Origin of the sequence: Rathayibacter sp. AY1D1 (assembly GCF_002932635.1) — a bacterium.
In the GTDB taxonomy this organism is placed as follows: Bacteria; Actinomycetota; Actinomycetes; order Actinomycetales; family Microbacteriaceae; genus Rathayibacter.
This window is the reverse complement of sequence record NZ_PSVY01000021.1, coordinates 46,523-60,667: the sequence shown is the minus strand read 5'-3', so window position 1 is coordinate 60,667 and position 14,145 is coordinate 46,523. Positions and strand designations below refer to the sequence as shown.

Here is a 14,145-nt window from a genome sequence, read left to right as displayed (position 1 = left end):
GTCGTGGTGGCGGGGTCCGTGGTGGTGCCGGTCATGCGCGTGCCGCCCCGTAGACCTCGTAGGCCCCCGCGACTCCGCCGCCCACCGGCACGGAGGCGCCCGCGCGGCGCAGCACCGCCTCCAGCGCCGACAAAGTGGTCAGCACCGCGTCCGTCCGGGCGTTGTAGCCCATCGTGCCGATGCGCCAGACCTTCCCGTGCAGCGGCCCGAAGGACGTGCCGATCTCGATGCCGAAGTCGGCGAGCATCTCCCCGCGCACCGCGTCCCCGTTCACGCCCTGCGGGATGCGCACCGCGACGACGTTCGTCATCTTGTGGCCGACGTCGCCGAACACCTCGAGGTCGAGGCCGCGGACTCCGGCGAGCATCGCCGACCCGTGCAGCGCGTGGCGGGCGACCGTCTCGTCCAGGCCCTCCTCGACGACGATGCGGGCGCACTCGCGCGCGCCGTAGAGCATCGTGGTCGCCTCGGTGTGGTGGTTGAGTCGGCGCGGCCCCCAGTAGTCGAAGATCATGCCGAGGTCGAAGTAGTTGGAGCGGACGCGGCGGGCGCTGACAGTGTCGCCCTCGTCGCGGATCCCCGCCTCGATGCTCCTGCGCGACTCGATCACCGCGACGGCCTTCTCCGAGAAGGTGACGGGAGCCGATCCGGACGGGCCGCCCAGGCACTTCTGGAGCCCCGCGGTGACCGCGTCGAGCCCGAGCTCGTCGGTCGCGAAGGCGTTGCCCGCGAGGGAGGCGGTGACGTCGGTGTAGAAGAGGGCGCCGTGCTTCTCGCAGAGGGCGCCGAGCTCCTCCAGCGGCTGCGCCATGGTGGTCGACGTGTCGCCGTGGACCACGGCCAGCATCTTCGGCTTCACCCGGGCCAGGGCCTCGGCGATCGCCGAGACGGGGAAGACCTGCCCCCACTCGGCCTCGATCACGTGCACCTCCGCGCCGCAGCGCTCCGCGATCTCCCGGAGGAGGTGCCCGAACCGCCCGAAGACCGGCACGAGCACGCGGTCGCCCGGCTCCAGCATCGAGACCAGCGCCGCCTCGATGCCCGCACGGCTCGTGCCGTCGACGAGCATCGTCTTCTCGTTGCGGGTGCGGAACACCTGCCGGTACAGCTCCTGCGTCTCCGTCATCGTCGCCGTCATGAACGGGTCGTACTGCCCGACCAGCTGCGCCGACATCGCACGCAGGACGCGCGGATCCGCGTTGATCGGGCCCGGCCCCATCAGCAGGCGCGGCGGCGGATCGACGGGGAGGAACGGTGCGGGCGCGGTCATGGGCCACCTCTTCACGAGCGGGAGAGAAACAGTCGTTTCACCCGCAGAGCCTATGCGACGGACGTTTCGCCGGTGTTTCGCGGTGTGGGGGGTCGAGATTCTCGACAGAAGCTCCTCCACAGGCGTCCTCCGGAAGCGGGTCCTCCCGATCGGACGCACCTGCGGCCCGCGTGTCGGTGGTCTCTGGTTCAATACGGGTATGGCGGATGGGATGCGGCAGGGACTCGAGGAGGTCCGCGCCCTCGGCGACCGCGCGGCGCTGCTCGCCCGCTCGGCGGCTCCGCTCCACCTCGCCTCCGCCGAGGCGCTGCACGAGGCGTACACGGCTGCTCTGCGTCGCCCGGAGGCGTTCGCGCGCGGCGGGTCTCCCGCCGAGTCGCGCGACCTCGTGGAGCGCTCCGTCCGGGCCGAGCTCGCCGTCGCACTCGCCGTGTCCGAGCGTGTGGCCGCGCGCGAGCTCGAGCACGCCCGCCTGCTGGTCGACCACCTGCCCTGCACGCGCGCCGCGCTGGCCGAGGCGCGGTTGCGCTGGGAGGCGGGGCAGATCATCTGCGGAGTCGCGGCCACCCTGCCGCCGGCCACCCTCCCGGAGTTCGACGAGCGCGCCGCGGGACTGGCCGCCTCGATGACGCCGACCCAGCTGCGGCGACGCCTCGCCCGGCTGCGGGACGAACTCCACGAGAGTCCTCTGGCCGACCGGCACGCCCGCGCTCGGGAGGACCGGTCGGTCCGGGTCTCGCCCGAGCAGGACGGCATGGCCACGCTCTGCGCGACCCTCCCCGCTCCGGCCGCTTTCGGTGCGCTCGCGCGGCTCGACCGGATCGCCCGCACCCTCCGCGACGGGAGCGGTGCAGCGGAGGAGCGCACGCTCGCGCAGCTGCGGGCCGACGCCCTGGTCGACCTGCTCTGCGACGGCGACGTGTCCGGCACGGCGCCGGGCGACGAGCGTCCGCGCACGTCCGCTCGCGGCATCCGGGCCGAGGTGCGTCTGACCCTCGCCGCGAGCACCGCGGCCGGGCAGGACGAGACCCCCGCGGAACTGGACGGCTACGGCCTCATCCCGGCCGGCGTCGCGCGCGAGCTCCTCGGAGCCGACTCGGCCGTCACCCCGGTGCTCACCCATCCGAGCACGGGCGCCGTGGTCTCCGTCGGACGCACGCACCGCCTCCCTCCCCCGCGGATGCGCCTCGCCCTCCAGCTGCGCGACCGGACATGCCGCTTCCCCGGCTGCACCCGGCCCGCGGCGACCGCCGAGGCCGACCACACGCTCGAGTGGCGTCACGGAGGCGCCACCGCCCTCGACAACCTGGCGTCGCTCTGCGTCGCCCACCACCACGTCCGCCACGGCGACCGCTGGACCTACACGCTCCACCCCGACGGATCGGCCGACTGGACCACCCCCACGGGCCGCCGCGTGGTCACCCGTCCACCCGATCCGCCCGCGCCGCCAGCCCCGCCGCAGCGCAGGCCGAGCTTCAGCGATGCGCCGCCCCCGTTCTGACGGCGGAAGGAGCCGCGCTCCTGCAGGCGTGCTCCAGCGGGCGTGCTCCTGCGGGCGTGCTCCAGCAGGCGTGCTCGCGCCGCGCGGGTCCGAGCCGGCGGCCTGTCTCAGCCGATGGCCGAGCCGTGGAAGCCGGTCGTCCGACGCGCCCGCCGACGAACCGGTCCACCGAGCCCGCACTCGCTGCACCCGGGCCCGTTCCACCCTCCGGGCTCGGCGCCCGTGCTCACCGCTGAGATCGCACCCGAGGACAGCGATCACCGCAGCGACTCGGGCGCGACGGCGCAGCTTCCGCCTCGGATCCACGACGAGGGACGGAGCGACGGAGGGACGGAGCGAGAGAGAAAGAGAAAGGGAGAGGGAGAGGGAGAGGGAGAGGGAGAGGCGCCGAGCGGGAGAGCGGGTCACGGCTTCCGCCTCGATTCACGACGAGGGAGAGAACGAGCTCCGGGCGTGGGCCCTCTCAGAGCGTGCCGGCCAGCTCCAACAGTGCGAGATCCGACCCCCGCGGTCCCACCAGGCAGAGCCCCACCGGAGCGCCGCCGACACTCGACCGCGGCACCGACAGCGCCGGATACCCGCCGATCCCGGCGACACAGGTCAGGCCGAGCGTCGCCGTCCGCGCCGCGTCGATCGCCTCGGCCGACGCATCGAGGGCCGGCGCCACCGACGACGTCGACGGCAGGAGGAGCACCCGCCCCTCGAGCGCACGGTCGAGCGCCTCCCGGAACCCCGCGACCCGCGCCCGCGCGGCCGTCTCCTCCTGCTCGTCGACGAGCGAGGCCGCGTCGAAGCGCGCCTGGACGTCCGCCGCCAGCACTCCCGGATGCGCCGCGACCCACGAGCCGCTCGACCGCCACGCCTCCGCCGCCTGCACGAGCCGGAACGCCTCGAGCATCTCCGCCACGGGGGGCAGCTCGACCTCCTCGGTGCTCATCCTCCCGACGGCCGATCCGAACGCCGCCCGGACGGCCGCGTCCACTCCGCCCAGCAGTGCCGGCGCCACCGCGAGACTCCGCACCGGCGGGCCGGACGGCAGGCAGACCTCGGCCACCCGCCTCAGCGTGCCGAGGTCCCGCGTCAGCCACCCGACGGTGTCGAAGCTCGGCGCCAGCGGCAGCAGCCCCTCGACGGGCACTGCACCGTGGGTCGTCCTCAGCCCCCACAGGCCCTGGTAGGAGGCGGGTACCCGGATCGATCCCGCGGTGTCGGTCGCCAGCCCGACGGCTGCCTGCCCGAGCGACACGGCGGTCGCCGGTCCGCTCGACGATCCGCCCGGGATCGCTCCGGGCGCGGCCGGATTGGGCGGCGTCCCGTAGCCGGAGTTCCGGCCGGCGATGCTGTACGCGAACTCATCGGTCTGAGCGATCCCGCGCACCGACGCTCCCGCTGCGAGCAGCTGCGCGACGGCCGGAGCGGTCGCCGCCTCGATCGGCGCGGAAGCGAGGCGGGCCGGCACTCCCGCGCCGATCCGCTGGCCCTCGATCGCGAAGAGGTCCTTGACCGCGACGTCCAGTCCGTCGAGGGTCCCGGAGCCGGCGGCCGGCACGAGCGGCGCGCCGACGGCCCGCCAGACACGGGGGTCCAGCGCGGGCGAGGGCGCCTGCACCTGCGCGGCGCGCACCCTCCAGGTCCCGCCCTCGCGCGACCACAGCTGCGTGACGAGCCCGCGCCCGCCACGGGCCGGAGCGTTCACGCTGACCACGAGCGCCGTGTCCGCATCGACCGCCCGCACGTGCAGCTCGACCAGCTCCCGCACCGGCGCCCCGCCGCGACGACCCCGGAAGCCGGTGATGACCGCGTGGCCGACGAGCAGTCCGGAGGCGTCGCCCCGGAGCGTCGTCGGCGCGTCCACGAACGCGTCGGCGAGCGCCGCGACGTCGTCAGCCCCGAGCGCCGCCTCGTACGCCAGAACCGCGTCCACCAGCCCGTCCGGCAGGTCACCCTCGAGCGTCGTCACCCGCGGGTCAGTCATCGAAGTCGGCCGTCCGGACGCGGGCGTGCACGCCCTTCACCAGGTCGACGACCTGCGAGATGTCGAAGTCGGTCGCCGCGCTGAGGTAGGCGTAGGCGTGAGCCGGGTCCATCCCGTAGCGGGCCGCCAGCAGCGCGATGGCCGCGCGGACGCACTTCTGCACGGCGACGTCCAGGTCCTCGTCCATCCCGGTGGGCACGAGGAACTCGCCGGTCTCCCCCATCGGCCCGAGCAGCTCCCCGAACGCCGCGAGCGCCTCGGCGCGCGGGACAACCTCCAGGCGCACCCGGACGCGCAGGCTCGCCTCCATCGCCGTCAGCGCCACCTCGCCGTCGCCCTGCGCGAAGTGGGGATCCCCGACGTACGCGAGCGCGCCCGGGACCTGCACGGGAAGGTAGAGGCTGGTTCCGGCGGTCAGCAGTGCGATGTCGATGTTGCCCCCGTGCGCACCGGGCGGCACGGAGTGCGGGCGCTCCTCCCCTGCGACGGCGACGCCCATGATCCCGAGGAACGGCCGGAGCGGGAACCGGGCGGCCCGCTCTCCTCCCGGCACCAGCGGGATCACGCCGCGGAGACCGCCCTGCGCGTCCTCGTCGACGCGCGCGAAGACGCTGAACGGCCCCTCCTGCAGCGGGTACTCGCCCGGCAGCGCGCCGCGGCCGTGCCGGTTCGAGACGACTCCGTACGGCACGCGCGGCTCGGCCTCGAGGAGGGTCATCCGGAGCAGGTCCCCCGGCAGCGCTCCCCGGACGGCGATCGGCCCCGTGACCACGTGCGGCCCGTCCGTCTCGCCGTCGCGGAACGGCCCGTCCGCGGCGAGCGCGACCGCGTCGCGCAGCACCCCCTCCGGAGCGACTCCGTGGCGCCCGAAGAAGGCGACCGGATCGCGGCCCTGGTCCTCCAGCACGCCCTCGTGGCTGAGCGTGTCGATGACGACCTCGGCCCCCGAGTCGACGGTGAGCACGGGGGCGTCCGCCGCGCACGGCAGGCGCCCCCACAGCACCGAACCGGGCTCGGCCGGCAGGTAGTCCACCCCCGGCGGCACTCCCTCACCGGGCTGCACCGCCCACTCCGTCCACCGCATGCACGTCCGCCTCCCGCGCGGCCCGTCCGCGCCGTCCGACCCTAACCGCGCCGTGTTTCGAGCATGTGCACGCGTGTGCCACGATTCTCCAGACCCGCCCCCGACGACAGGACTCCCGTGTTCCGACGCCTGCGCACCCGCTCCGAGGGCGCGACCCTCGGCCTGATGCTCGCCCTCACCTTCTCGACCGGCATCATCGACGCCGTCGGGTACCTCGGGCTCGACCGCGTCTTCGCCGGCAACATGACCGGCAACGTCGTCATCCTCGGCATGGCCCTCTCCGGCGCGGCCGACCTGCCCGTGGTCGGCCCCCTGATCGCGCTGGGCGCCTTCATGATCGGCGCCGTGATCGGCGGCCGGGTGCTCCGCCCGGTGAAGAAGGGCTGGACCTCGCGCTCGACCTGGCTCTTCGCGGTGGTCGGCATCCTGCTCGGCGTCCTGGCGATCGTGCTCGCGGTCGTGCCTGAGCACCCCGAGCCGCTCGCCTTCACCGTCACCGGCGTGCTGGGCGGGGCGATGGGCCTCCAGGCCGCGACCGCCCGCCACCTCGCCGTCAAGGACGTCACGACGGTCGTCGTCACCTCGACGATCACGGGCCTCGCTGCGGACTCCCGCCTGGCGGGTGGTTCCGGTCAGCCGTGGTTCCGCCGCGCGGCGGCGATCGTCCTGATCGCCGCGGGTGCCGGAGTCGGCGCGCTCGCCCTGCTGGTCGGACTCTGGCTCGGCCTGGCGATCGCCGCGGTCATCACGCTCGTCGCGACGCTGCTGGGCGAGCTCGTCGTCCACTCCCGGTACGCTCCGGCGCCCGCCGACGCCGCCGCCTGAGGCGGCGCCTCCCGGCGCGTCAGCGCGGCAGCTGCTGGCAGTGCGGGCAGAGGTGCGAGGAGCGGTTCATGAACGGCACCCGCTCGATCGCCGCGCCGCACCGGGCGCACGGCTTCCCCGTCTGCCCGTAGGCGTGCAGGCTGTGCGAGAAGTAGCCGGAGGCACCGTTCACGTTCACGTACTGCGCATCGAAGCTGGTGCCGCCCTCGGCCAGCGCCCGTTCGAGCACCGAGCGCACCTCGGCGAAGAGGCGGCGGATGCGCGCCTCGCCGAGCGACGAGCTCGGCCGCTCCGGGTGCAGCTCCGCCGCCCACAGCGACTCGTCCGCGTAGATGTTCCCGATGCCGCTCACGAGCGTCTGGTCGAGCAGCGCCCGCTTGATCCCGCTGCTCCTCCTCGCCAGCGACGCGACGACCGAGCCCAGGTCGAAGGAGGGGTCGAGCGGATCGCGGGCGATGTGCGCGACCTGCGAGGGCACGGCGCGCAGCCAGCCGCCTCCGCGGGCCTCCACGCCCGCGTAGCCGCCCGGCGCTCCGTCCGGGGTCGGCACCAGAGCGTCGACCGCCATCGAGCCGAAGATCCGCTGGTCGACGAAGTGCAGGGCGAGCTCGCCGTGCTCGGGGTGCTCGATCCCGATCCGGATGCGCGCCAGCCGCGGCAGCGCCGCATCCGCCGTGCGCAGCAGCACCTGGCCGCTCATGCCGAGGTGCACCAGCAGCGCCTCGTCGCGGCCGGCGGGCAGCCAGAGGAACTTGCCTCGCCGCACCGCCGCTTCCAGCGTGCGCCCGACGAGCAGGCGCTCGAAGGTCCCGTGCGGATGCACGTGCCGCTTCAGCGAGCGCTCGTCGACGATCTCGACGCCGGTCACCAGGGAGCCGGTGACCGCGGGAGCGAGGCCCGCCCGCACCACCTCGACCTCGGGCAGCTCGGGCACGGTCAGTCCGAGACCGCGGGAGCGGCGGGTGCGCCGGGGGCCGCCAGACGCGTCCACGCGTCGAGCGCGGCGGCCATCTCGGCCGCCTTCTTGCTCGTCCCCTCGCCGCGGGCGGTGACGAGTCCGCCGACGATCACGGTGGCGACGAACACCTTGTTGTGGTCGGGGCCGGTGGCGGCGATCTCGTAGCGCGGGGCCGGCGCACCGCGCTCGGCGGCCGCCTCCTGGAGGCTCGTCTTCGGGTCCATCGAGACGCCGAAGCGGAGCGGATCGGCCCGCAGAGGGGCGATCAGGCGCAGCACCAGGTCGCGGGCCGCGTCGGGCCCGGTGCCCAGGTAGACGGCGCCGATGATGGCCTCGACGGTGTCGGCGAGGATCGACGCCTTGTCGCGGCCGCCGGTCAGCTCCTCGCCGCGTCCGAGGCGGAGGAACTCGCCCAGGCCGATGCCGCGGGCGATCTCGGCGAGCGCGACGGTCGAGACGAGGCTCGCCCGGCGCTTGGCCAGGTCGCCCTCGCTGAGGGCGGGGTACTCGGTGTAGAGCATGACGGTCACGGCCTGCCCGAGGATCGAGTCGCCGAGGAACTCGAGGCGCTCGTTGTGCGGGATGCCGCCGTGCTCGAAAGCGAACGACCGGTGCGTCAGGGCGAGCTCGAAGAGCTCACCGTCGAGGCTCACGCCGAGCGTGGCCTCCAGACGCGACCGGTCGTCGCTGGAGGGTCGTGCGGAGGTCTGGTTCACCATGGACCGCGGTCCGTTCGTCGAGGGGCGGTGCGCCCCGCGCCGTGCGGACCAGGAGCGGGATCAGACGTCGGCGACCTTGCGGCCCTTGTACTCGAGGAACAGCGCGGTGCCCGCGGAGTCCTCGACGACCTTGGCGCGGTGGGGAAGGCTGTAGACGACCTTGCCGTTCTCGATGGTCTTGACGAGGGTGGGGACCTCGGCCTTCCACTGCGAACGACGGGCGTGGGTGTTCGCGCGGGACTTCTTCCTCTTGGGAACAGCCATGATTCTCTCTTCTCTACCTCTAGTCGGATTCAGTGAGGGCGGTCGCGCCCTCACCGCTGTCTGCGGAAGCTCTGTCGGTGGAAGCTCCGGGCGCTGCGGCCCCGCCGTCCCCCTCGCTCAACCCTGCGAGCGCGGCCCACCGGGAGTCGCGCGGCGCCTCGGGTTCGGGCGTGGAGGAATCGGCCAGCCGCTCCCCCGTGACGGGGTCGAGGCCCGGACAGTCCGGCCGGCAGACCGGCTGGAACGGCAGCGACAGAACCACCGCATCCCTGACCAGAGGTTCAAGATCCACGTGGTCGTCGTGAACCTCATAGTCGAAAGCTTCGTCAGAAGAGTACGCGAAAAGTTCCTGGAACTCGACATCGACAGGCAGGGAGATGTCGGTCAGGCACCGGCTGCACTCGCCGTCGGCCCTCGCCGACACCTCGACACTGGCCAGGATCCCCTCGTGCACGGACTCGAGCCGGACGTCGAGATCGACGGCCGATCCCTTGCGGACCGCGACGATCCCCTCGCCGAACTGCTCCGGCGCCTCGAGCTCGAGGCGGTGCTCGCGCATCTCGCCCGGTCGCCTCACGAGGTCGCGCACGTTCACGGTGAACGGCGTCTTCTTGAAAGTAGTCACAAGGGTCCAGCCTACCCCTCCCGGCCCCCTCCGGGGCCGGAGGGGCCGGGAGAAGCCGGGAGGGGCGGAGTCCGGGCTCAGGCGCCGCCGGCCTCCAGCGTCACGTCGATCGGCGCGTAGTCGGCACCGCTCGTGTCCACTCCCTCGTCGGCGAGCTCCGCGAGCGCCTCCTCGACGTACTCGTTCGAGTAGGCGGTGGCGGGCGGGTCCGCGCTGATGATCGTCGCCCCCGTCTCGTTCTCCGTCTCCTTCGCGATGTCGACCGTCTGCTGCCACGCGGCCTCGTCGATCATCCCGACGCCGCTCGTCGAGGGCCAGATCAGCTTGTTGACCTCGTTGGTCATCCAGAGCTGGTGGCTGGTGCCGAGGGTGGATCCGGCCGCGGTGACGATGTCGGCCGCCGCCTGCGGATCGTCCTTCGCGAAGATCCAGCCCTTGATCGAGGCCTTGATGAAGGCGACCGTCTGCTCGGCGTACGCGTCGTCGTCGGCGAGCCTGCCCGCGTCCGCCCAGATCGCGTCCTGGAGCATCGCGGTGCCCACGTCGTTCCAGCTGATGACGTTCAGATCGTCCGGCTGGTACAGCTCGCCTGTGGCGGGATTCACGGTCTCCAGGACCTGGGCGTACTCGTTGTAGGTCATCGCCTGGGCCGCGTCGATGTCGCCCGCGAGGAAGCCGTTCATGTCGAACTGCTGCTGCACCAGCGAGATGTCGTCGAGGGAGACGCCGTCCTTCTGCATGCCGGCGAACAGCTCCCACTCGTTGCCGTAGCCCCAGCTGCCCACGCTCTTCCCGGCGAGGTCGGCGGGCGAGGTGATCCCCTTGTCCTTGAAGGAGATCTGCGTGGTGGCGCTGCGCTCGAAGATCTGCGCGACGTCGGTGATCCCGGCCCCCTGCTCGATCGAGCCGAGGACCTTGGGCACCCAGGAGATCGCGTAGTCCGCGTCGCCCGAGGCGAGCACGTCCTGGGGGACGATGTCGCCGCCTCCCTCGGCGATCGTCACGTCGAGGCCCTCGTCCTCGTAGTAGCCCTGGTCGAGCGCGGCGTAGTACCCGGCGAACTGCGCCTGGGCCACCCACTGCAGCTGCAGGGTGACCGGCGCGAGGCCGCCGGAGCTGGAAGCCGACCCCGGGTCGGAGCCGCCGGAGGCGCTGCAGCCGGTGAGCGCGAGGCCCACGGCCGCGAAGGCGGCGGTCGTCGTCAGGGTGATGCGGGTGCGTCTGGTCACGGGTCCTCCTGGTGCGGTCTGCGGGGTCGCCGGTGCGGCGCGCCCCGTGGTGCGGCGGTGCAGGTGGTGCTGTGGTGCAGGTGGCGCTGATGATGCGGGCGGTGCGGATGGTGCGTCGGGTGGAGTCGGGAATCGGGAATCGGGAATCGGGAGGATCGAGGAGGGTGCGGGGACGCGCGGCGCCGCGCTCAGCGCAGCCGGCTGCGCCGCAGCGCGAACGCCTCGAGCGCGGCCGTCACGCAGTAGAACGCGAGGCCGACGAGCACGGCGCCCAGGACGTAGGCGTAGGCGAGCGCGTAGTCGCTGCCCGAGGCCGCCGTGGTGATCGACTTGCCGAGCCCGCCCACGGGTCCGCCGAAGTACTCGGCGACCAGCGCCGAGATCACCGCGAGCGAAGAGGCGATGCGGAGCCCCGTGAAGACGTAGGGCACTGCTCCGGGCAGCGTGATCGTGCGGGCGGTCTGCCAGGGGGTCGCCGCGTAGGCCTTCAGCAGGTCGCGGTGCACCGGAGCGGCCTGCCGCAGCCCGCGCAGCGTCGTCACGTACACCGGCACGAACACGGCGAGCGCCGCGACGAGCTGCCTCGCGGTCTCGGCGTTCGCTCCGAACATCGTGTAGAGCACCGGAGCGAGGGCGACGATCGGCACGACGGCGGCCGCGGCCACGATCGGCGCGACCAGTCCGTCGAAGACCCGCGCGAGCGCCGAGAGCCCGGCGACCACGACCGCCAGCACCGCGCCGACCAGCAGGCCGACCAGCGCGTTGCGGCCGGTCACCGCGCTGCCCTCGGCGACGGAGCCGAGGTTCGCGGCGAACTCCTGTCCGATCGCCAGCGGCGACGGGAGCACGAACGGCTGGATCGCCAGAGCGGTGACCCCGGCCTGCCAGAGCAGGACCGCGGCGATCCCGAGCACGAGCGGCGCGAGCACGCTGCGCGCCAGCGCGGTCGTGCTCACCGGTTCTCCACTCCGCGCGGCACGGCGGCGGGATCGCCGTGCAGCAGCTCGCGCACGGCGCTCACGTCGCGGAAGAACGCCGTGTCCTCCCTGACCGCCGCGTCGCGCTCGGATGCTCCGGGGAGTCCGACCGGGAGGACGTCGCGGATCCTGCCCGGCCGCGGCGACATCACCACGACGCGGTCCGAGAGGAACACCGCCTCCGGGATCGAGTGGGTGACGAAGACGACGGCGGCGCCGGTCTCGCGCCGGATCCGCAGCAGCTCCGTCTGCATCCGTTCGCGGGTCATCTCGTCGAGCGCCCCGAACGGCTCGTCCATGAGGAGCAGGCGCGGGCTCTCGGCGAGCGCCCGCGCGATGGCGACGCGCTGCTGCATCCCGCCGGAGAGCTGGTCCGGGTAGGAGTCGGCGAAGTCGCCGAGCCCGACCAGTGCCAGCAGCTCGTCGACGCGCGAGCGCCGGGCGGTCGCGGCGACGCCGTGCAGCTCCAGCGGCAGGGCGATGTTCGCCCGGATCGTGCGCCACGGCAGGAGGCCCGCCTGCTGAAACGCGATCCCGTAGTCCTGGTCGAGCCTCGCCTGCCGGGCCGTCTTGCCGAACACCGCGATCGAGCCGGAGTCCGGCTCGTCGAGGTCGGCGATCAGCCGCAGCAGCGTCGACTTGCCGCAGCCGGACGGGCCGATCAGCGAGACGAACTCCCCCGCGGCCACCTCGAGCGAGACGTCCTGGAGCGCCGTGACGCTCGCGGCGCGGGCGGTGGTGAAGGTCCTCGTGACGGAGTCGACGACGACCGCGGATCCTGCAGGGCTCATGCGGGCTGCTCCCCTCGGCGGTACGGACGGAGGAGGGTGCCGAGCAGAGCGACGGAGCCGGCGGCCGCGAGGCCCACCAGCACCGCCCCGAGGATCGGCGCCCAGGGCTTGGCGGGGTCGCCTCCGGCAGCGGAGGCGAACTCGATGATCATGCGGCCGATCCCGCCGCGCAGGCCGATCGAGACCTCGGCGACGATCGTGCCGACGACGGCGCTGACCGCTCCGAGCCGGAGGGCCGGCAGCAGGTAGGGCACGCTCGCCGGCAGCCTCAGGCGCACCAGCGTCTTCCACCAGCCGACGCCGTAGACGTGCATCAGCTCGACCTGGTGGGCCGTCGGCGAGCCGAGCCCGCGGAGCGCCCCGATCGAGACGGGGAAGAACGCGAGGTAGGAGGCGATCAGGGCCACCGACATCCAGTTCTCCCAGGTCACCGGTCCGAGCTCGAGCTGCGACCCCCAGCGCCGCACCAGTGGCGCGATCGCGATCAGGGGCACCGTCTGGCTCAGCACGATCCAGGGCAGCACCGCCGACTCCGCCGTGCGGAACCGCTGCATCAGGAGAGCCAGGAGCAGCCCCACGACCGTGCCGACGACCCAGCCGACCGCGGCGATCCCGAGCGAGAAGGCGCTCGCCCCCACGACGGCCGACCAGAGCGCCGGGGCGTTCCGCGCTCCGGTGACCGGCTCGCCGAGCCGGGCCGCGATCTCCCAGAGGTGGGGCATCGCGATGGCGCTCGTGCGCGGGAGCACCGTGACTCCTCCGACGACCACCCCGGCCTCGGGCCCGAGCGCCTTCCAGCCCTCCCACACCAGCGCGAGCAGGAGCAGCCCGGCGGCGCCGAGCACGAGCCCGCGCGCGAGGGCCGGTCTCATGCGCGGGCCACGATGTGCTCGCGCAGCTCCGGGATGATCCGCTCGCCGTACACGCGCAGCGTCTCCTCCTTGTTGTCGTGCTGGAGGTAGCCCGCGAACTGCGTCACGCCGATGTCGGCGAGCGCCCGGAGCTTCTCGACGTGCTCGTCCGCCGTGCCCAGCACGCAGAAGCGCTCCACGATCTCGTCCGGCACGAAGGCGGTGTGGCTGTTGCCCGCGCGGCCGTGCTCGTTGTAGTCGTAGCCCTCGCGCCCGGCGATGTAGTCCGTCAGCGCCTGCGGCACCGCTCCGGAGGCGCCGTAGCGGCCCACGATGTCGGCCACGTGGTTGCCGACCATCCCGCCGAACCAGCGGCACTGGTCGCGCATGTGCTCCCGGTCGGTGCCGATGTACATCGGCGCCGCGACGCAGAACTGCAGCGACCCGGGATCCCGGCCGGCGTTCGCCGCCGCCTCCTTGACGGCGCCGATCATCCAGCGCGCGATGTCCACGTCGGCCAGCTGCAGGATGAAGCCGTCGCCGACCTCGCCCGCGAGCTTCAGGGCGAGCGGGCCGTAGGCGGCCACCCACATCTCCAGGGACGAGCCCCGACTCCACGGGAACTGCAGCGTCTGGCCGTTGTACTCGACCGGACGGCTGTTGGCGAGCTCGCGGATGACGTGGATCGACTCCCGCAGCGTCTTGAGCGTCGTCGGAGCTCCTCCGGTCACCCTCACCGCCGAGTCGCCGCGTCCGATCCCGCACACCGTGCGGTTCCCGTACATCTCGTTGAGCGTCGCGTGCAGCGAGGCGATGACCGTCCAGTCGCGCGTGGCGGGGTTGGTGACCATCGGGCCGACCGTGATCCGGTGCGTCCTCTCGAGGATCTGCGAGTAGATCACGTAGGGCTCCTGCCAGAGCAGGTGCGAGTCGAAGGTCCACGCGTAGTCGAAGCCGTGCGTCTCCGCGAGGACGGCGAGCGCGACGGTGCGCGAGGCGGGCGGGTTGGTCTGGAGGACGACTCCGAAGTCCATGGGGTTCCTTCTGCTCGATCAGGTGCTGGCTCGGATCGGGTG

Annotated in this window: 14 protein-coding genes; 2 read left to right on the top strand and 12 right to left on the bottom strand. The window is 73.2% G+C overall.

Annotated elements, in window-relative coordinates; translation table 11 throughout:
- Nucleotides 1–31: 31 nt before the first annotated feature.
- Entirely contained in the window at nt 32–1,270 is a 1,239-nt protein-coding gene (locus C5C56_RS12955; protein WP_258065676.1) for an alanine--glyoxylate aminotransferase family protein, read from the bottom strand.
- Between the two features lie 199 nt (nt 1,271–1,469).
- Here C5C56_RS12955 and C5C56_RS12950 point away from each other — a divergent pair, with 199 nt between their 5' ends.
- Complete coding sequence (locus C5C56_RS12950; protein ID WP_181137605.1) at nt 1,470–2,771, top strand: HNH endonuclease signature motif containing protein; 1,302 nt, start codon at nt 1,470–1,472, stop codon at nt 2,769–2,771.
- Nucleotides 2,772–3,234: 463 nt separating this feature from the next.
- Here C5C56_RS12950 and C5C56_RS12945 read toward each other — a convergent pair whose 3' ends face one another.
- Nucleotides 3,235–4,746, bottom strand: a complete 1,512-nt coding sequence (locus C5C56_RS12945) for an AtzH-like domain-containing protein (protein ID WP_104319737.1) — start codon at nt 4,744–4,746, stop codon at nt 3,235–3,237.
- Nucleotides 4,739–5,830 (bottom strand): acetamidase/formamidase family protein, encoded by a 1,092-nt coding sequence (locus C5C56_RS12940; protein WP_104226656.1) that lies wholly within the window; start codon nt 5,828–5,830, stop codon nt 4,739–4,741. Before C5C56_RS12940 ends, C5C56_RS12945 begins: the two co-directional genes overlap by 8 nt.
- A 117-nt stretch (nt 5,831–5,947) precedes the next feature.
- On the opposite strand from C5C56_RS12940, the gene C5C56_RS12935 reads away from it, so the two are divergent.
- Nucleotides 5,948–6,655: a YoaK family protein gene (locus C5C56_RS12935; RefSeq protein ID WP_308470741.1), complete on the top strand. Its 708-nt coding sequence runs from the start codon at nt 5,948–5,950 to the stop codon at nt 6,653–6,655.
- 19 nt (nt 6,656–6,674) lie between these two features.
- Here the strand turns inward: C5C56_RS12935 and mutM are convergent, their stop codons facing one another.
- The 9 genes from mutM to C5C56_RS12890 form a co-directional block, all read right to left on the bottom strand.
- Nucleotides 6,675–7,589 carry a bifunctional DNA-formamidopyrimidine glycosylase/DNA-(apurinic or apyrimidinic site) lyase gene (gene mutM / locus C5C56_RS12930; protein WP_104319740.1) on the bottom strand — a complete coding sequence of 305 codons (915 nt, stop codon included), beginning with the start codon at nt 7,587–7,589 and terminating at the stop codon, nt 6,675–6,677.
- Between the two features lie 2 nt (nt 7,590–7,591).
- Complete coding sequence (gene rnc / locus C5C56_RS12925; protein ID WP_104250952.1) at nt 7,592–8,332, bottom strand: ribonuclease III; 741 nt, start codon at nt 8,330–8,332, stop codon at nt 7,592–7,594.
- 60 nt (nt 8,333–8,392) lie between these two features.
- Entirely contained in the window at nt 8,393–8,596 is a 204-nt protein-coding gene (gene rpmF / locus C5C56_RS12920; RefSeq protein ID WP_104223482.1) for a 50S ribosomal protein L32, read from the bottom strand.
- A 19-nt stretch (nt 8,597–8,615) separates the two neighbouring features.
- Complete coding sequence (locus C5C56_RS12915) at nt 8,616–9,155, bottom strand: DUF177 domain-containing protein (protein WP_104263018.1); 540 nt, start codon at nt 9,153–9,155, stop codon at nt 8,616–8,618.
- A gap of 143 nt (nt 9,156–9,298) precedes the next feature.
- Nucleotides 9,299–10,450, bottom strand: a complete 1,152-nt coding sequence (locus C5C56_RS12910; protein ID WP_258063325.1) for an ABC transporter substrate-binding protein — start codon at nt 10,448–10,450, stop codon at nt 9,299–9,301.
- Between the two features lie 188 nt (nt 10,451–10,638).
- On the bottom strand, nt 10,639–11,406 hold the full coding sequence (locus tag C5C56_RS12905) for an ABC transporter permease (RefSeq protein ID WP_104226660.1): 768 nt from the start codon (nt 11,404–11,406) through the stop codon (nt 10,639–10,641).
- Complete coding sequence (locus tag C5C56_RS12900) at nt 11,403–12,218, bottom strand: ABC transporter ATP-binding protein (RefSeq protein ID WP_104226661.1); 816 nt, start codon at nt 12,216–12,218, stop codon at nt 11,403–11,405. Before C5C56_RS12900 ends, C5C56_RS12905 begins: the two co-directional genes overlap by 4 nt.
- Nucleotides 12,215–13,090 carry an ABC transporter permease gene (locus C5C56_RS12895; RefSeq protein ID WP_104226662.1) on the bottom strand — a complete coding sequence of 292 codons (876 nt, stop codon included), beginning with the start codon at nt 13,088–13,090 and terminating at the stop codon, nt 12,215–12,217. The genes C5C56_RS12900 and C5C56_RS12895 overlap by 4 nt, the downstream gene beginning before the upstream one ends.
- Entirely contained in the window at nt 13,087–14,103 is a 1,017-nt protein-coding gene (locus C5C56_RS12890; protein WP_104319736.1) for a TIGR03842 family LLM class F420-dependent oxidoreductase, read from the bottom strand. The genes C5C56_RS12895 and C5C56_RS12890 overlap by 4 nt, the downstream gene beginning before the upstream one ends.
- Between the last annotated feature and the right edge of the window lie 42 nt (nt 14,104–14,145).